The 17,271-nt window shown below is 64.8% G+C and carries 19 protein-coding genes and 1 pseudogene; 11 read left to right on the top strand and 9 right to left on the bottom strand.

Annotated elements, in window-relative coordinates:
• Positions 1 to 3: 3 nt before the first annotated feature.
• Positions 4 to 6,303 carry a HAMP domain-containing protein gene (locus XI04_RS29910; RefSeq protein WP_271608966.1) on the bottom strand — a complete coding sequence of 2,100 codons (6,300 nt, stop codon included), beginning with the start codon at positions 6,301 to 6,303 and terminating at the stop codon, positions 4 to 6.
• A gap of 280 nt (positions 6,304 to 6,583) precedes the next feature.
• Here XI04_RS29910 and XI04_RS29905 point away from each other — a divergent pair, with 280 nt between their 5' ends.
• Complete coding sequence (locus XI04_RS29905) at positions 6,584 to 6,877, top strand: hypothetical protein (RefSeq protein WP_028144046.1); 294 nt, start codon at positions 6,584 to 6,586, stop codon at positions 6,875 to 6,877.
• Between the two features lie 10 nt (positions 6,878 to 6,887).
• On the opposite strand, the gene XI04_RS29900 is transcribed toward XI04_RS29905, so the two are convergent.
• The gene (locus XI04_RS29900) at positions 6,888 to 7,400 is read right to left on the bottom strand and encodes a DUF4142 domain-containing protein (protein WP_038950583.1); all 513 of its coding nucleotides are present in this window, start codon (positions 7,398 to 7,400) and stop codon (positions 6,888 to 6,890) included.
• A gap of 94 nt (positions 7,401 to 7,494) precedes the next feature.
• Here XI04_RS29900 and XI04_RS29895 point away from each other — a divergent pair, with 94 nt between their 5' ends.
• From XI04_RS29895 to XI04_RS29885, 3 genes are all read left to right on the top strand, one after another.
• On the top strand, positions 7,495 to 7,689 hold the full coding sequence (locus XI04_RS29895; protein WP_271608967.1) for a hypothetical protein: 195 nt from the start codon (positions 7,495 to 7,497) through the stop codon (positions 7,687 to 7,689).
• A 118-nt stretch (positions 7,690 to 7,807) separates the two neighbouring features.
• Positions 7,808 to 7,939, top strand: coding sequence for a hypothetical protein (locus tag XI04_RS29890; protein WP_256379439.1), 132 nt, complete (start codon positions 7,808 to 7,810; stop codon positions 7,937 to 7,939).
• 70 nt (positions 7,940 to 8,009) lie between these two features.
• Positions 8,010 to 8,231: a hypothetical protein gene (locus tag XI04_RS29885; protein ID WP_028144043.1), complete on the top strand. Its 222-nt coding sequence runs from the start codon at positions 8,010 to 8,012 to the stop codon at positions 8,229 to 8,231.
• 151 nt (positions 8,232 to 8,382) lie between these two features.
• Here XI04_RS29885 and XI04_RS29880 read toward each other — a convergent pair whose 3' ends face one another.
• Positions 8,383 to 8,631, bottom strand: a complete 249-nt coding sequence (locus XI04_RS29880; protein ID WP_028144042.1) for a hypothetical protein — start codon at positions 8,629 to 8,631, stop codon at positions 8,383 to 8,385.
• Between the two features lie 173 nt (positions 8,632 to 8,804).
• Between XI04_RS29880 and XI04_RS29875 the strand changes: the two genes are divergently transcribed.
• Together XI04_RS29875 and XI04_RS29870 are read left to right on the top strand one after the other, a co-directional pair.
• Positions 8,805 to 8,963 (top strand): hypothetical protein, encoded by a 159-nt coding sequence (locus XI04_RS29875; RefSeq protein ID WP_271608968.1) that lies wholly within the window; start codon positions 8,805 to 8,807, stop codon positions 8,961 to 8,963.
• Positions 8,947 to 9,141: a hypothetical protein gene (locus XI04_RS29870; RefSeq protein WP_271608969.1), complete on the top strand. Its 195-nt coding sequence runs from the start codon at positions 8,947 to 8,949 to the stop codon at positions 9,139 to 9,141. The genes XI04_RS29875 and XI04_RS29870 overlap by 17 nt, the downstream gene beginning before the upstream one ends.
• On the opposite strand, the gene XI04_RS29865 is transcribed toward XI04_RS29870, so the two are convergent.
• The 6 genes from XI04_RS29865 to XI04_RS29840 all read right to left on the bottom strand — a co-directional run bounded on the left by XI04_RS29865 (position 9,112) and on the right by XI04_RS29840 (position 13,318).
• The gene (locus tag XI04_RS29865; RefSeq protein WP_038972659.1) at positions 9,112 to 9,597 is read right to left on the bottom strand and encodes a hypothetical protein; all 486 of its coding nucleotides are present in this window, start codon (positions 9,595 to 9,597) and stop codon (positions 9,112 to 9,114) included. The genes XI04_RS29870 and XI04_RS29865 overlap by 30 nt on opposite strands.
• Positions 9,597 to 9,944 (bottom strand): DUF3147 family protein, encoded by a 348-nt coding sequence (locus XI04_RS29860; RefSeq protein ID WP_271608970.1) that lies wholly within the window; start codon positions 9,942 to 9,944, stop codon positions 9,597 to 9,599. Before XI04_RS29860 ends, XI04_RS29865 begins: the two co-directional genes overlap by 1 nt.
• The gene (locus XI04_RS29855) at positions 9,941 to 10,519 is read right to left on the bottom strand and encodes a phosphatase PAP2 family protein (RefSeq protein WP_028144040.1); all 579 of its coding nucleotides are present in this window, start codon (positions 10,517 to 10,519) and stop codon (positions 9,941 to 9,943) included. The genes XI04_RS29860 and XI04_RS29855 overlap by 4 nt, the downstream gene beginning before the upstream one ends.
• A gap of 127 nt (positions 10,520 to 10,646) precedes the next feature.
• Positions 10,647 to 11,198, bottom strand: a complete 552-nt coding sequence (locus tag XI04_RS29850) for a DUF4142 domain-containing protein (RefSeq protein WP_271608971.1) — start codon at positions 11,196 to 11,198, stop codon at positions 10,647 to 10,649.
• 87 nt (positions 11,199 to 11,285) lie between these two features.
• Entirely contained in the window at positions 11,286 to 11,513 is a 228-nt protein-coding gene (locus XI04_RS29845; protein ID WP_028144038.1) for a hypothetical protein, read from the bottom strand.
• Between the two features lie 8 nt (positions 11,514 to 11,521).
• Positions 11,522 to 13,318, bottom strand: coding sequence for a thiamine pyrophosphate-requiring protein (locus tag XI04_RS29840; protein ID WP_028144037.1), 1,797 nt, complete (start codon positions 13,316 to 13,318; stop codon positions 11,522 to 11,524).
• Between the two features lie 141 nt (positions 13,319 to 13,459).
• Between XI04_RS29840 and XI04_RS29835 the strand changes: the two genes are divergently transcribed.
• From XI04_RS29835 to XI04_RS29815, 5 genes and pseudogenes are all read left to right on the top strand, one after another.
• Positions 13,460 to 13,834 carry a PRC-barrel domain-containing protein gene (locus XI04_RS29835; protein WP_028144036.1) on the top strand — a complete coding sequence of 125 codons (375 nt, stop codon included), beginning with the start codon at positions 13,460 to 13,462 and terminating at the stop codon, positions 13,832 to 13,834.
• Between the two features lie 21 nt (positions 13,835 to 13,855).
• The gene (locus XI04_RS29830; protein ID WP_018321727.1) at positions 13,856 to 14,014 is read left to right on the top strand and encodes a hypothetical protein; all 159 of its coding nucleotides are present in this window, start codon (positions 13,856 to 13,858) and stop codon (positions 14,012 to 14,014) included.
• A gap of 233 nt (positions 14,015 to 14,247) precedes the next feature.
• A pseudogene (locus XI04_RS29825) lies at positions 14,248 to 15,015 on the top strand (NAD(P)H-dependent flavin oxidoreductase); the annotation flags it as partial.
• A gap of 108 nt (positions 15,016 to 15,123) precedes the next feature.
• Complete coding sequence (locus XI04_RS29820) at positions 15,124 to 15,543, top strand: hypothetical protein (RefSeq protein WP_271608972.1); 420 nt, start codon at positions 15,124 to 15,126, stop codon at positions 15,541 to 15,543.
• A gap of 119 nt (positions 15,544 to 15,662) precedes the next feature.
• Entirely contained in the window at positions 15,663 to 17,237 is a 1,575-nt protein-coding gene (locus tag XI04_RS29815) for an alkaline phosphatase D family protein (RefSeq protein ID WP_271623873.1), read from the top strand.
• Positions 17,238 to 17,271 lie beyond the last annotated feature (34 nt).

The raw sequence follows: 17,271 nt of genomic DNA, 5'->3' as shown, positions 1-17,271 counted from the left end.
AACTCATCGGTGCAGCCACATGCGGATCGCAAGCAGCAATTGATCGGTGTTGACGGGTTTGGCGAGATAGTCGGACGCGCCGGCCTCCAGGCATTTTTCCCGGTCACCCTTCATCGCCTTGGCGGTCAGCGCGATGATCGGAAGGCGGGCGAAGGCCTGGTTTTCGCGAATGACGCCGATGGTCTGGTAGCCATCCATCTGCGGCATCATGATGTCCATCAGAACGATGGCGATCTCCGGATTGGATTCGACCAGGGTGACGGCTTCACGGCCGGTCGTGGCGGTCAGCACCTTCATGCCGCGCCGTTCCAGCACGCTCGACAGCGCGAAGATGTTGCGGGCGTCGTCGTCGACGAGCAGCGCGGTCTTGCCGATCAAATCCTCGTCGGAACTGTTCAGCTTCTCCAGCATGCGCTGCTTCTCGACCGGAAGCTCCGTGATCACGCGGTGCAGGAACAGTGCGGTCTCGTCGAGCAGGCGCTCCGGCGATTCCACGCCCTTGACCACGATGCTGCGCGCCATGGTGTGGAGTTCCGCATCCTCCTCCGCCGAAAGCTCGCGGCCGGTGAAGACGACGACCGGGACGTTGGACAGCGCCTCGTCGTTGCGGATCTGGTCCAGCACCTCGAAACCGCTCATGTCGGGCAGCCTGAGGTCGAGCACCACGCAATCGCAGGGCACCTCCCGCAGCGTCGAGAGCGCGCCGGCGCCGGTGTCCGTCGTCACGATCTCGATGTCGTCGTGGTGCAGCAGCTCGCGGATCGAAAGCTGTTCCGCCTCGTTGTCCTCGACGATCAGGAGCCGCTTGCGCCGCGGCCGTGCATACTCCTTGATCTGCGTCAGCGCGGCCGAGACGCCCTCGGTCGTCGTCGGCTTGTTGACGAAGGAGAACGCGCCACGCGCCAGCGCATGCTGGCGGTCCTCGTCGAGCGTGATGATCTGCACGGGGATGTGGCGGGTCAGCGGATTGTGCTTGAGCTGGCTCAGCACGGTCCAGCCGAGCATATCGGGCAGGAACACGTCGAGCGAGACTGCTCTCGGCTGGTATTGCTTGGCAAGCTCCAGCGCCTCCGCACCGCGGGCGGCGACCAGGACCTTGAATCCCTTGTCGCGCGCAAGGTCGACCAGTACACGCGCGTAATGCGGGTCGTCCTCGACGATCAGAAGGATGCTGTCGCCAGGCTCGAGGTTGAGCCGGTCGTCGGGAAGCTGCTCGATGACGCGCTGCTGCTCCGGCGCGGCGGCGGGCTGCAGCGCAGGCGGCTGATTGTTTTGCTGCGGCGCGGGTGCGGCGCGCGGTGCGAGCGTCGGACCGGAATATTTGAGCGGCAGATACAGCGTGAACGACGAGCCCTTGCCCGGCGAACTGCGCAGATGAATTTCGCCGCCGAGCAGGCTTGCCAATTCGCGACTGATCGCAAGCCCAAGGCCGGTGCCGCCATATTTCCGGCTGGTGCCGGCATCGGCCTGCTGGAACGCCTCGAAGATCAGCTTCTGTTTTTCCACGGGAATGCCGATGCCGGTGTCGGACACTTCGAGCGCGATCACCGCCGGCGCGGAATTCAGCACCGGATGATCGGTTCCCCAGCCGCTGACCGCGGCGGTGACATTCAGGCGCACCTCGCCTTCGGCGGTGAACTTGAAAGCGTTGGAGAGCAGGTTTTTCAGGACCTGTTGCAGGCGCTTGGAGTCGGTGACGATGCTGCGTGGGAGGTTCGGATCGACGTCGATCTTGAACGAGAGATTGCGGTTGTCCGCCTCGTGCCGGAACGGCCGTCCGACGGTCTCCAGCAGGTTCGCGGTGAGGATTTCCTCGGCGTCGACCGTCACCGTGCCGGATTCGATCTTGGATAGATCCAGGATGTCGCTGATGAGATTGAGCAGATCGGTGCCGGCGCCGTGGATGGTGCGGGCGAATTCGACCTGCTTGGCCGAGAGGTTGCCGTCCGGATTGTCGGTGAGCTGCTGCCCCAGGATCAGGATCGAGTTCAGCGGCGTGCGCAGCTCGTGGCTCATATTGGCGAGGAATTCGGACTTGTACTTCGAGGTCAGCGCAAGCTCGGTCGCCTTTTCCTCCAGCGCGCGGCGGGCCTGCTCGATCTCCTGGTTCTTGCGTTCGACCTCGACGTTGCGCTCGGCGAGCTGCTGCGCCTTCTGCTCGAGCTGGTCGTTGGTCTGCTGCAATTCGCGCTGCTGGGTCTGGAGCTCGCCGGCAAGCTGCTGCGACTGCTTGAGCAGGCCTTCGGTCTGCATCGTCGCTTCGATCGAATTGAGCACGATGCCGATGGAGTCGGTGAGCTGCTCCAGGAAGGTCATCTGCGAGGTCGTGAAGGAGACGAGCGAGGCGAGCTCGATCACGGCCTTGACCTGGCCCTCGAACAGCACCGGCAGCACGACGAGGTTCTTCGGCGCGACGCGGAACAGCGCCGAGTTGATCGGCACCGCGTCGGACGGAATGTCGGCGACCACGCGCGGCCGCTTGTCGAGCGCGCACTGGCCGATCAAGCCGTCGCCGAACTGCAGCACGCGCTGATACGGGTAGATGCCGTCACTGGCGTAGGAGGCGAGCAGCAGGAGCTGCGGATTGTCCTCGTTCTCGACCTGGTAGATCACGCCGGTATGGGCGTTAACCAGCGGCGACAGTTCGGTGAGCAGCAGCCGGCCGACGGTGGTGAGGTCGCGCTGGCCCTGCAGCATGTTGGTGAATTTGGCGAGGTTGGTCTTCAGCCAGTCCTGCTCGGTGTTCACGTCCGTCGTGAGACGGAGGTTCGTGATCATCGTATTGATGTTGTCTTTCAGCTCGGCGAGCTCGCCGCGGGCGTCGACCTGGATCGACCGCGTCAGATCGCCCTTGGTCACGGCGGTCGCCACTTCCGCGATCGCGCGCACCTGCGAGGTGAGGTTGGCCGCCAGCAGGTTGACGTTGCCGGTGAGGTCCTTCCAGGTGCCGGCCGCGCGGGGCACGTCGGCCTGACCGCCGAGACGACCTTCGACGCCGACTTCGCGCGCCACCGACGTCACCTGCTCGGCGAAGGTCGCCAGCGTCGCGGTCATGTTGTTGATGGTGTCGGCGAGGGCGGCGACCTCGCCCTTCGACTTCACGGTCAGGTTCTGCTTCAAGTCACCGTTCGCGACCGCGGTCACCACCTTGACGATGCCGCGCACCTGCTCGGTCAGGTTCACCGCCATGACGTTCACGGTGTCGGTGAGGTCCTTCCAGGTGCCGGCGACGCCGGGCACCTGGGCCTGGCCGCCGAGCTCGCCCTCGGTGCCGACTTCGCGCGCCACGCGCGTGACTTCGCCGGCGAAGGCGTTGAGCTGGTCCACCATGGTGTTGATGGTGTTCTTCAGCTCGAGGATTTCGCCCTTCACGTCGACGGTGATCTTGCGCGACAGGTCGCCGCGCGCGACCGCCGTGGTCACTTCGGCGATGTTGCGGACCTGGGTGGTGAGGTTCGCGGCCAAGAGGTTGACGTTGTCGGTCAGATCCTTCCAGGTGCCGCCGACGCCGGGCACGACGGCCTGACCGCCGAGCCGGCCCTCGGTGCCGACCTCGCGGGCGACGCGCGTCACTTCGGCGGCGAAGGAGCGCAGCTGCTCGACCATGGTGTTCAAGGTGTCCTTGAGCAGCAGGATCTCGCCGCGCACGTCCACCGTGATCTTCTTCGACAGGTCGCCGCCTGCGATCGCGGTCGCGACCTCGGCGATGTTGCGGACCTGGGCCGTCAGGTTCGAGGCCATGAAGTTGACGTTGTCGGTGAGGTCCTTCCAGGTGCCGGCGACGCCGGGCACCTCGGCCTGTCCGCCGAGCTTGCCTTCGGTGCCGACCTCGCGCGCCACGCGCGTCACTTCGCCGGCGAAGCCGTTGAGCTGATCGACCATCGTATTGATGGTGTTCTTGAGCTCGAGGATTTCGCCCTTCACGTCGACGGTGATCTTGCGCGACAAGTCGCCGCGCGCGACGGCGGTGGTCACTTCGGCGATGTTGCGGACCTGGGCGGTGAGGTTGCCCGCCATCGAGTTCACGCTGTCGGTGAGATCCTTCCAGGTGCCGGCGACGCCCGGCACGTTGGCCTGACCGCCGAGGCGGCCTTCAGTGCCGACCTCGCGCGCCACGCGCGTCACCTCGCCCGCGAAGCGGTTGAGCTGGTCGACCATCGTGTTCAGCGTGTCCTTGAGCTGCAGGATCTCGCCGCGCACGTCCACGGTGATCTTGCGCGACAGGTCGCCGCCCGCGATCGCGGTCGCGACCTCGGCGATGTTGCGGACCTGGGCGGTGAGGTTGCCCGCCATCGAGTTCACGGAGTCGGTCAAGTCCTTCCAGGTGCCGGCGACGCCGGGCACGCCGGCCTGGCCGCCGAGCTTGCCGTCGGTGCCGACCTCGCGGGCGACGCGCGTGACTTCGCCGGCGAAGGCGTTGAGCTGGTCGACCATGGTGTTGAGCGTTTCCTTCAGCTGAAGGATTTCGCCCGACACGTTCACTGTGATCTTCTTCGACAAATCGCCCTTGGCGACCGCGGTCGCGACCTCGGCGATGTTGCGGACCTGGCCGGTGAGGTTCGAGGCCATCGAGTTGACGCTGTCGGTGAGGTCCTTCCAGGTGCCGCCGACGCCGCGCACGACGGCCTGGCCGCCGAGCTTGCCTTCGGTGCCGACCTCGCGCGCGACGCGCGTGACTTCGCCGGCGAAGGCGTTGAGCTGGTCCACCATGGTGTTGATGGTGTCCTTCAGCTCCAGGATCTCGCCGCGCACGTCCACCGTGATCTTCTTCGACAGATCGCCGCCGGCGACCGCGGTGGTCACCTCGGCGATGTTGCGGACCTGCGCGGTCAGGTTCGACGCCATCGAGTTGACGCTCTCGGTGAGGTCCTTCCAGGTGCCGGCGACGCCGAGCACGTTGGCCTGGCCGCCGAGCCGGCCCTCGGTGCCGACTTCGCGCGCCACGCGGGTCACTTCGCCGGCAAACGCGTTGAGCTGGTCGACCATGGTGTTGAGCGTCTCCTTCAGCTGAAGGATTTCGCCCGAGACGTTCACCGTGATCTTCTTCGAGAGGTCGCCGCTCGCGATGGCGGTGGCGACGTCGGCGATGTTGCGGACCTGCGCCGTCAGGTTCGAGGCCATGAAGTTGACGTTGTCGGTGAGATCCTTCCATGTGCCGGCAACGCCAGGCACCTGCGCCTGTCCGCCAAGCTTGCCTTCGGTGCCGACCTCGCGCGCGACGCGCGTCACTTCCGAGGCGAACGAGTTGAGCTGGTCCACCATGGTGTTGATGGTGTCCTTCAGCTCCAGGATCTCGCCGCGCACGTCCACCGTGATCTTGCGCGACAGGTCGCCGCGCGCCACGGCGGTGGTGACGTTGGCGATGTTGCGCACCTGTGCGGTCAGGTTGCCGCACATCGCGTTGACGGAGTCGGTGAGGTCCTTCCAGGTGCCGGCGACGCCGGGCACGATCGCCTGACCGCCCAGCTTGCCGTCGGTACCGACCTCGCGCGCCACGCGCGTCACTTCTGAGGCGAAGGAGCGGAGCTGGTCCACCATCGTGTTGATGGCTTCCTTGAGCTGAAGGATCTCGCCGCGGACGTCGACCGTGATCTTCTTGGAGAGGTCGCCGTTGGCGACCGCGATCGTCACCTCGGCGATGTTGCGAACCTGATTGGTCAGGTTGTTCGCCATCGAGTTGACGCTCTCGGTGAGGTCCTTCCAGACGCCGGTCACTTCCGGCACCTGGGCCTGGCCGCCGAGCTTGCCCTCGGTGCCGACCTCGCGCGCCACGCGCGTCACCTCGGAGGTGAACACGCCGAGCTGCTTGATCATGGTGTTGACGATGGTCGCCGACTGCAGGAATTCGCCCCGGAGCGGACGGCCGTCGACGTCGAGCTTGACGGTCTGGAGCAGGTCGCCTTGCGCCACCGCCGCGACCGCACGCGTCACCTCGCGGGTCGGCCACAACAGGTCGTCGATCAGCGTGTTGACGGAGCCTTCCATGTCGGCCCAGGAGCCCGAGGCGAGGCCGAACTTCACGCGCTGGCGCGTTTTGCCTTCGCGGCCGACCACCTGGCCGACCAGTTCGAGCTGCTGCGCCATGCGCTGGTTGGCGGCGATGATTTCATTAAAAGTGTCGGCGATCTTGCCGTCGATGCCGAGATAGTCGCCGCTCATGCGGACGGAGAAATCGCCGCTGCGCATGGCCTGCAGGGCGAGCAGCAATTCGGCCCGGGAATCCGGATCCGATACACCGTTGGGCTTTGGCTTTGGGACGCGACGACCGGACCGTGATGCAGATCCGGGATCGAGGTCGCTCATACTGATTCCCCCGCAGGTGTCGGCCGAATCTATGGCCAGACGCGATTGGTCAACATAGAGCGTCAGCCAAATTCGAAATCAAGCGCCAACCTTGCGGCGCCAGCAAATGGAACCTGCTTTGCTCAGCCCGGCAAATATAACCACGATCCGCCGAATTGGTTCCATCCGAATTCGAAAAGGGCTGGCGTCCGCGATCCTGCGGCCAGCTCGTTCGTCCCCGCCACCCTTCGGAACGAGCGCCAACCCTCGCGGTTAGCCCGCCAAGACATGGAGAACGGATATGAAAGCAGGACTTGCCGCGATCGTCGTCGTGCTGTTTGCCGGGTCGGCCTTGGCGCAGGGCGGAGCGCCCAGCGGCCGCGGGGCGGTGACCGGCGATCCCGCCGCGAGCTCCGCCAGCCCGAGGGCGGATACTCCGACGACGGGGGCGGCGACCCGGTCGAACCCGAGCGGCAGCGGCACCTCGTCTTCGGGCGGCAAGGACGACAATGGGGATGCGGGCCGGGACCGGATGCCGGAGAGCGACCGCACCGTGCGACCGCAGAGCCAGCAACATCATCCGAACGACAAATAAATAGAGGGGGCTACTTGTCCGCCATGGTGCGCCCGGCGTCCTTGACCTGTGCGCGCAGCATCGGGAGCTGCTCGCGCGCAAACGTTGCGAGCGCCGCGTTATCGGGCGCCTTCAAATAGCGTTCGAGCAGGTCAATGGCCGATTCATATTCGGGAATCTGCGAGGCATAGAAGCTTCGGACGTAAGTCGGTCCGTCGGACGTTTCGGGCTCGACCAGGCCCGCGCTGACCGACGTCGTCTTGCCGATGCGCGGCTCCGCGCCGATCGCCTCCTGGATCTGCTTCAGCGCCTTGTCGCGCTTGGCCGCTTCCTCGGCACGCAAGGCGGCGAGGTTCTTGACCTCGGCGTTGCCCTTCAGATCGGTGCTCTCCAGGAGGCCCTGCTGGAAGCGGCTGAAATCATAAAGGCCGCTGATGACGTCGGTTGCGCTCGGAGGGCGGCCGCCAGACTTTCGTTCACCGGTGCTGTCGGCAAGCGCTGCGGTGCTGATGAATGCCAGGATGATCGCGACAAGAACTCGCATCGATATCAAACAGCCAATGGCGTGCGGAGTTCCCTGAACATTACGATCCGGCAAGCGGGTTGCGACCCGAGAGTTCCGTCCCCACGTCTTCAATATGAAACAGTCTGACATCTTCAGGGATAATGCCGACAACTGTCTTCAGCTCGCCGAGCGCGCCGAGGGACAACCCGCCCACAAGCGCTTTTCGCGCATGGCGGACGCCTGGACGGCGCTCGCCCACGAGCAGGATTGGCTCGACGGGGAAATTCCGCCTCTCGTAGTCCGTTTCTCTCAAAAGCGGGATGCGTGAGGGCTCTGCTTTTCGTGAATCCGCGTGTGAGACCGCTCACGGAATGCAAGCGACCAATCCAGGATGATCAGGGGACAGTCGATCGCGTTGGTTTTCGCTTCCAGAAGGAGGTTTTGTGATGGCTCCACGTCTGGCTCTTCTTTCACTCATTCTCGCCTTTGGTGTCTCGGTCGCGTTCGCGACGGTGACGACGGTGCGCCAGGTTCATCTGGGGAATGCGTCGGCTGCGGTCCACGCGGCGCACAGCTAGCGCCTCGCCGGAACATTCGACGCCGCAGTGCGTAAGCGCTTCGACACATCAGGAGAGGTGAAAGCACATCATGGCCCATTCCGACCACGGCATCGTCAAGGACAAACGGGCGGAGGAACAGCCGCGCGACAAGCAGCGCGCACAGTCCGTGCACAAGACGGATCCGCAAAAGACGGGTTCGAAAGGCTCGCCGTCGCGGGAGGCGACGCGCGATCCCAAGCTCAACGACAACAGCAAGACGCCGGGCTCCGGCATGACGCCGGACGATTCCGGCGACGCGCCGAGCGGCTAGACGCAACGGTAAGCGCGAGGAACGAATCCTCGCGCGACGCGTCGACAGGTTGCTCCCGGTTGTCACGCCCCCGGTGCGCCGGAAGCAATCTCCAAGACGGCCCTGGCACGCCCCGTGCCGGGGTCGTTTGCTTATGAACGGCTCCTGTGGGTCAGCCCCCGGTGCCGTTCTCGGGATCCTCCTGCGTATGCCCGTCGGGCCCGCGGCCGAAAACGCCGAAGCTGCTCGACTTCACACCCGCAGCCGCGTCGACGCCGACGGCGGCCAATCCGAACTTGAGCAGTTCGCGGACCGCTGCCGCCCGCGTCGGCATGCGATGTTTGAACCGGAAATCGTCAACGGCGGCCAACTCTTCCGGCGTGAGCATGACCTGTAGGCGCTCGGCGCGAAGGTCGTTCATGGTCGATCACACAAATTGAGCAGGTTGAGTAGGTTACTCAACGAACCAACTTGGCGGGAGTTCCACAAGAGTCGAGAAAGACGCCGAATGAGTAAGAAAATATAACAAAATCAATGATTTATTATTGAAACGACTCCGGCGGTGGCGCATTCTCATGGAAAGGGAGAGAAGCCATGACGGACGAAGTCAGGTTGCCTCGCAAGCTTTCCGAAGAGCCGGAAGCCCCCAAGCCGGTGCGTCCCAGCCACCAGAAGGTCATCGAACAAGTCGAGCGCTGGGCCAACAGCTCGGGACTGCAGCCACCGAGGACGGAAGATGCGAAGACGATCTGAGCCACATACATTCGAACAGCGTCTCGGGGCGCAGAAGCTGCGGCTCGAGCATGAACTGTCGGGCCTGCCGGACGGCCGCCAGCGCGAAGTTGTTCTTGCGCGCATCGATCAGCTTCAGACGGCCGCCGAGATGTACGGCTTTCTGATGCTACGGGAAGAGGCCGCGGCCCCTCGCTGATGGCCCCATGCGTTTGGTCTGCACGGTCCTCGAGGTGATGCGAAGCTTTCGCCGCAGCCACCAAGCCGACACCGACACGGCCGCCCATACCAGGATGGCGGCGACGAATGCGCCGATCACGGTTGTCGAAACCACGAGATAAAAGACTGCAGCGAACGCTGCGAGACCGATGCTCCCAAGGCCGGCACCGGCGGCATCGAGCGCTGCGGCCTGCTGCCCGCGTCTGTCTCCGCTGAGGCCGGCCTTTTCCTTGGCGCGGCGCTCATGGCTTTCGATCAGCGTTGCACTGGCGCAGAAGATGGCGGGGAGCGCGAGGAAGAGGCCGCCGACGGAGACGCCGAAACCTGTGGTCACGGCTCCCGCGAGGACCGTCGCCAGTCCGCCGAGCAGAAAGCGGATACCGTACTCGTACCACCGAGTCTGTTTCAGCGCCGATGCAGACATCTTGACCAGCATCAGGCAGCACCTCCGAAACCCGCGAGCAGAGCGAAGGCGACGACGAGCCATGTGGCAAAAGCGAGAATGGTGGCTGGCAGTGCGGAGAAATGAAACCTCATCAGGAGATGGCAGACGACGATGCTGTAGCAGCCGAGTGCGATGGCACCATAGATCATCGTCCAGCTTTCGGCGGCGACATATTGCGGGCCGTGCTGGACGACGGCGATGCTGAGGGTGGCCAGAGCGACCGACGGCGCCGCGCCGAGCAGTCCGGCAAAGCTCTTCGGCCGCAGCATGTCGCCCAGGATGGAGAAGGCAGAGACGATCAGGCCGCCGGCGATGAAGCGCAGGAGATATTCGGTCATGGCCGTGTCCGTGAGGCCTTGGACCGCCGCTTCGCCAGCGTGAACGGCCTGAACAGTCGCTCGACGGCGACGCCGAGCGTGAAACCGGCCACCACATCGCTGGCCCAATGCGCCAGCACCACGATGCGCGTCAACGATAGCGCCACGGCAACGAAGCGGACCGCCTGACGCCGGGCAGGCGGCAACAGGTCGGCCGCCGAGGCGAGGGCGCCCATGTGCACGGCGTGACCGGAGGGAAATGCGTCGCGTGATCGCCCCGAGAAGGGGACGCCGCGCCAGTGGCCGGCGACCGTCAGCCGGTCCGGCCTGGTCTGATCGAACACGGATTTGAGGACATGCGGCAGCACGGCTGTCGCCAGCGAGACCATGAGAATGTGATCTGCAACGCGACGCTGCTGCGGTTGCCGCAGCCGGGTGTAGAGCCATCCCGCGGCGGCGAGCGCGATGAGCACATGCTCGTCGGCGCCCCAGGTCAATGTCTGGGCCGCATGCTCGAGGCCGGAGTTGGTGTGGTGCGCGATCTCGTTCGCGATCGCCGTATCGATCCGGGTGGGTTTGACTGTTACGAGCGCCATCGGTCCGCAGGCGAGATGTTCTTCATGACAAATTTGTAAAGCCCGGAATCAACGAAGGTTCCTGGGTTCGGCCGCGTCGGCACCAGGCCCGCGGGGCGCCGGCCACGCCGGCGCCCTCGTTCGAGGTTTACTTCGCCTGGCCGACGCTCGGCGCCTTGCCGAGCTCCTTGGCCATGTCGAGATGGTGCTTGAGCGCCGGCAGAGTCTTGCCGGCCCAAACCTTCAGCGCCGAATTGTCGCCGCCCTTGGCGTAGCGCTCGAACAGCGACACGGCATCCTCATGGGCGCTCACCTGGTAGGAATTGTAGTCCGAGCTGAAGTCCTTGCCATTCGCGCTCTTGAGCTTGTCGAGCTTGCTCTGGTGCGAGCTGTCGAGCGCCGTCGGAAGGGGCGCTTGCACCTTGCCGTCACCGACGAGACCCTTGAGCTCGGTGCTGGTCTTGGTGTGGTCGGTCACCATCTGCTGCGCGAAGCTCTTCTCCTGCGCGTTGCCCTTTTGCGTGGCGAGCTTGCTCGACTCGATCTCGAACATGTCGCTGATGGCGACCTGCTTGACGAAGTCGGCAGTCGTTGGCGCGACGCCGAGCGCCGAATTGACGCCGGTCTTCTCGCCAAGAGATTGGGCGAGCGCGGGCCCTGCGACAAGCACGCAGGCAAGGGCGATGATGGTACGTTTCATGGTTCGGTCCCTCCGAGTGGGCGCGCGGCCTCTTGCCGCGCGATATTGCGCCGATCAACACGTCGTATGCGCCGAGGTTCCTAACGACTAATCCGCCGGATTCCGCCCGGTGCGCGGATTGATGGGATCGGTCGGCTTGCGTCGCAGCCGCTCGGGGAGAAACGGCTCGGCGGCGACGGCCGTGGCTTCGGCACGCACATCGGCATGGCGCTGCGCGCGCTCGTGCGGAGTCTTGTTGTCGTTGAAATGGTACTTTACATCGACGCCATCGACGGGATCGTTGACGCCGTGCTGGATGTCGCGAAAGTCGCTCATGGTTGACCTCATTGCTTTCCGGGCAGGATCGTTTCGAGCACCTGCCGCGCTGCTCCCTTGATCATCCCGCTCTCGTTCGGATCGCCCTTCAAGAGGGCGAGCGAGAAGTTCTTGGCCTGCTGAAGCGTGATATGCGGCGGCAGCGGCGGCACTTCGGGATCGGTCTTCACCTCCAGCACGACGGGCATCTCGCTTGCCAGCGCCTGCTCCCAGGCCGAGCCGAGCAGCTGTGGGGTGTCGACGAAGATGCCGCGCAGGCCGATGAGCTCGGCGAAGCGTGAATAGGAGACGTCGGGAATGCGCTGCGAGGCTTCGAATTTGGGATCGCCGTTGATGATGCGCTGCTCCCAGGTCACCTGGTTGAGGTCCTCGTTGTTGAAGACGCAGACGACGAAGCGCGGGTCGCGCCAGGAGCGCCAGTATTTCGCGGCGGTGATCAATTCGGCCATGTTGTTCATCTGCATCGCGCCGTCGCCGACCAGCGCGATCACCGGACGGTCCGGATGGGCGTATTTGGCGGCGAGCGCATAGGGCACCGCGGCGCCCATCGAGGCGAGGCCGCCGGAGAGCGAGGCCGTCATGCCGCGGCGCATCTTCAGGTCGCGGGCGAACCAATTGGCGCAAGAGCCGGAATCGCTGGTGATGATCGCACGGTCGGGCAGGCGCGGGGACAATTCCCAGGCGACGAGCTGCGGATTGACGGGCGCCGCCGGCTGATGTGCCCGGCCATCCAGCGTCTTCCACCATGTCGCGACGTCAGCTTCGATACTTTGGCGCCAGGCGCCGTCGCTCTTGGGCTTCAGCCGCGGCAACAGAGCGCGCAGCGTCTCGGCGGCATCGCCCACGAGGCCGACCTCCATGGGAAAGCGGATCGACATCATGCCGGCGTCGATGTCGATCTGCACGCCGCGGGCCGCGCCTTCCTTCGGCAGGAACTCGGCATAGGGGAAGGCAGAGCCGACCATCAGCAGCGTGTCGCACTCCATCATCATGTTGTAGCTGGGCTCGGTGCCGAGCAGGCCGATCGAGCCGGTGACCCATGGCAGGTCGTCGGGCAGTGCTGCCTTGCCGAGCAGCGCCTTGGCGCAGCCGGCCGAGAGCCGGTCAGCGACGGCGATCACCTCGTCGGTGGCGCCAAGGGCGCCGGCGCCGACGAGCATCGCGACCTTCTTGCCGGCATTGAGCACTTCCGCGGCGCGATCGAGATCGGCCTCACGTGGCATGATGCTGGGCGCGCTATAACCAATGCCGGAATGCAGCGTGCCGTGTGCACGCGGCGGGCTCTCGTAAGGCTCTTCCTGCAGGTCGTTGGGCAGGATGATCACGGTCGGGGCCCGCCGCGCCAGCGCGATCCGCACGGCTCGGTCGATCAAGTGTCGCACTTGCGCAGGCGAGGATGCCTGCATGACGTAGGCACCGGCGACGTCCTTGAACATCGAGAGAAGGTCGATCTCCTGCTGATAGTGCCCGCCGAGAGCGTTGCGGGCCTGCTGGCCGACAATCGCCAGCACCGGCTGGTGATCGAGCAGCGCATCGTAGAGCCCGGTGATGAGATGCGAGGCACCCGGGCCCGAGGTCGCGATGCAGACGCCGAGCTGCCCTGAGAATTTTGCGTAGGCGCTCGCCATGAATGCCGCCATCTCCTCGTGCCGTGCCTGCACGAAGCCGATCTCGCCTTCCTTGCCTTGGGCCCGGTTCATCGCGCCGAACACGCCGTTGATGCCGTCGCCGGGATAGCCAAAGATGTGCCGCACGCCCCATTGATGCAGACGCTGGACGATGAAGTCGGAGACGGTCTGGGACATCGCGCGTGGCTCTCGGTTGTGCGTGAAGTTCAGAGAACGGCTCCTTCCCTGCGATGTTCCTGGTCCACTTCCGGGAACATCGGCGCCGGAACGATCGCTTGCTCATCCGGTTGATTCACATTGGCTGAGTGGAGGATTGAGATGCTGAATCAAGGCGAGCTGGGCCGCAGCGAGATGGGACGGCTGATCGGCAGCGACAAGGTCGAGGGAACGTCGGTTTACGGCGCCGACCGCAACCGGATCGGTTCGATCGAACGCGTGATGATCGACAAGGTCAGCGGCAGGGTGTCCTACGCCGTGCTTGGCTTCGGCGGATTCCTGGGCCTCGGCAACGACCACTACCCGTTGCCCTGGCAGTCGCTGAAATACGACACGGAGCTTGGCGGGTATGTCACCGGCATCACCACCAAGGAACTGGAAGGGGCGCCGAAATATGGCGAACGAAGCGATTGGAACTGGGGTGATGATGCCGCGGTGCGCGGCATCAACTCCTATTATGGTGTTCCCTTTGCTTGACGTTCACGGAAAGGGAGATCGATGAGCAAGGAACGGCCTAACGACGATCCCCGGCAGCAGAACGATTGGGGTTCGCACCGGCAGACGGACAAGCCCTGGAAGGGCAATCCGGAGAAGGAGCAGGGATCGGACGAGGAGAAGCCCGATCTCGAGAAATGGCACGAGACGAAGACGCACTGAGACAGGCGGGCTTCCCGTGAGACGTCAGAGACGAGCGCGGCACGCACTGTGCCGCGCTTCTTTTTGAGCCGGCGTTCACGAATGGCAGCGGGGCCCTCGCGAGGTGTGGGCCTCGGGGATCCTCGAAATGGAGATCCACCGTCGGAGAGAAATGGTGACCGCGGCGCAAAAGTCCGGCTAGACTGAACCCGATCTGAGCAAATTCCGGGAGGCGAATTAAGTGAAGACCGCGATCACCGCCCTATCCGGAATACATCGCGGCCATCGTCGAGGGTGGCATCAAGGCGGTGGAGACGGCCGGCCGCAGCCCCGAACAATACATGCCGGCGCTGAAGGCGGCGGGCATCAAGGTCATCCACAAATGCACCTCGGTGCGTCACTCACTCAAGGCCGAGCGGATCGGCTGCGATGCCGTCAGCGTCGACGGCTTCGAGTGCGGCGGTCATCCCGGCGAGGACGACATTCCCAACATGATCCTGCTGCCGCGCGCGGCGGAGGAATTGAAGATCCCCTTCGTCGCCTCCGGCGGCATGGCGGACGGGCGCAGCCTCGTCGCGGCATTGTCGCTGGGTGCCGCCGGCATGAACATGGGCACGCGCTTCATCGCCACCAAGGAAGCGCCCGTGCATCAGAACGTGAAGAATGCGCTGGTCGCCGCGACCGAGCTCGACACCCGCCTGATCATGCGCAGCCTGCGCAACACCGAGCGCGTGCTGAGGAACGCCAATGTCGATCGCCTGATCGAGATCGAGCGCGAGAAGGGCGACAAGCTGAAGATCGACGACATCCACGATCAGGTCGCGGGCGTCTATCCCAGGATCATGCTGGAGGGACAGATGGACGCCGGCGCGTGGAGCTGCGGCATGGTCGCCGGCCTGATCCACGACATCCCCTCCTGCAAGGAACTCGTCGATCGGATCATGACCGAGGCGGAACAGATCATCCGTAGCCGTTTGATGGGGTTCCTGGATGGGACGGCGGCGACGCGAAAGGTCGCTTGACACCGCTAAACTTCTTAACCACGGCGGCACTTGGCCGCTGGAATCGCAAGCGAGGCCTCCTAAATAAGGATAAAATATCCCTTTCAAAATCAATTTCAGGAGGCGTCCGTGGTCCTGAAAAGCATTCCTTTTGCAGTTGCCGTTGCCCTCGTGATCGCATGGGGCAGCTTCGCGCGCGCTGACGACTACAAGCCAGACGAATATCTCGGCCTCGATCTCTCCAAGGCCGTGCTGTCGCCGAAACGTCTCGGGCCCGAGACGCACTTCGCTCCGGTTGCGCTGGAAGCGCGCGGCGGCAATGAGGCGCAGGCCCGCGCCGCACCCGTCGACGCGCCGAAGAAGGTTGCGGCCGAACGCGTCCGTGCGGCCGAGCCGAAGGTTGCGCACGCCAGGCCTGCCCAGCCGCGCGGCGCAGCCCGGACCAAACTCGCGCATCGCCACGGCAATCCGCTGGATGCGCAGGCGAGGGATACCCGCATCCAAACCTGGCCGTGCCGCTCCGGCGGCATCTGCAACTGGCAGCGTTAACCCGGTCTGAGCGCGTCATCGGCGCGTCGCAAAACCGTAGGCGCGGGGTCAAGAAACCGTAAGGGTAGGAGTCAAGGAGCGCAGGCACCTTCCGTCGCGATTCGACGAAGGTTTCCTGAATGGCAACGCTCCGCGCTTCGCGCGCATGGACCCGGCGGCAATTCCTGGTCCGCTCGACCTCCAGCCTCGCCGTCGCCTCGCTCGGCACGCTCGCAACGCCACACCTCAGCCGCGCCGCCGATCGGCCGCAGATCGCGGGCGGTATCCAGTCCGGCGACGTCTCTGGGGACTCCGCCGTGATCTGGGCGCGCGCCGACCGCCCCGCGCGGATGCAGGTGGAATGCTCGACCGTCGAGAGCTTCGAGACCATCATCGCGTCAGCTTCGCGCGACGCTCTGCTTGATGCGGATTTCACCGCAAAGCTGCTGCTGAACGATCTGCCGCCCGGCCAGGATATCTTCTACCGCGTGCGCTTCGACGACATCGCGGCCGGCATTGCCGGCGAAAGCCGCGTCGGCCATTTCCGCACCGCGCTGGCCGCGGGCCGGTCGATCTCGTTCGTGTGGTCCGGGGATGTCGCGGGGCAGGGCTGGGGCATCGACGTTTCGCGCGGCGGCTATCGCAGCTATCGCACCATGCTCGATAACCGTCCGGATTTCTTCATCCACTCCGGCGATCACATCTACGCCGACTGCACGGTTCCTTCCGAGCAGAAGCTGCCGAACGGCGAGATCTGGCGCAACCTCGTGACCGAGGAAAAGTCCGAGGTCGCGCACACGCTGGCGCAGTTTCGCGGCAATTACAGATACAACCATCTCGACGGGAATTTTCGCGCCTTCCACGCCGAGGTGCCGATGTTCGCGCAATGGGACGACCACGAGGTCACCAACGACTGGTCACCGGCCGGCAGCCATGACGAGGCCGGTTATGAGGACGACGGCACCCCGCGCCTGGTCGCGCGCGCCCGCCGCGCCTTCTTCGACTTCATGCCGATCCGCGACCTCGGCGCGCGGCAAGGCCGGGTCTATCGCAAGATCGCCTACGGCCCGCTGCTGGACGTCTTCATGATCGACATGCGCAGCTATCGCGACGACAGCTGGAACAAGGGCGGCGATCACCGCGGCTGGATTTTGGGTGCCGAGCAACTCGCCTGGCTGAAGCGCGAGCTCGCGGCCTCGCGCGCGACCTGGAAGGTGATTGCGGCCGATTTGCCGATCGGCCTGGTCAGCCTGGATGCCGTCGCGCTTGGTGATGGGCCGCCCGACCGGCGCGAGCACGAGATCGCCGACCTTCTGGCCTCCATCAAGCGCGCCGGCGTGCGCAACACCGTCTGGCTGACCGCCGACATGCATTACACCGCCGCGCATTATTACGATCCCGCCAAGGCGCAGTTTCAAGACTTCGAGCCGTTCTGGGAGTTCGTCTCCGGCCCGCTGCACGCCGGCACCTGGGGCCCGGGCGAGCTCGACAACACCTTTGGTCCGGTCGCGCTGTACCAGAACGGCTGTAGCGCGGCGCAGGGCGAGAATTTGGCGCCGTGTTTCGGACTGCAATTCTTCGGCCGAGTCGACATCGACGGTGCCAGCGGCGTGATGACTGTGACCTTGAAAGACGTGGACAATCGCGACCTCTGGTCGGTCGACATCGTGCCGCAGCCGCAGGCGCGACCTGCCGTGGTGGCACAGCATTCGTGAGGGGCGGGGCGACTATGAGCCCAGTTGTCAAGGC

Source organism: Bradyrhizobium sp. CCBAU 11430 (genome assembly GCF_028128855.1).
In the GTDB taxonomy this organism is placed as follows: Bacteria; Pseudomonadota; Alphaproteobacteria; order Rhizobiales; family Xanthobacteraceae; genus Bradyrhizobium; species Bradyrhizobium ottawaense.
Note: the sequence above shows the minus strand (reverse complement) of the source record. Positions and strands in the feature narration are given on the sequence as shown.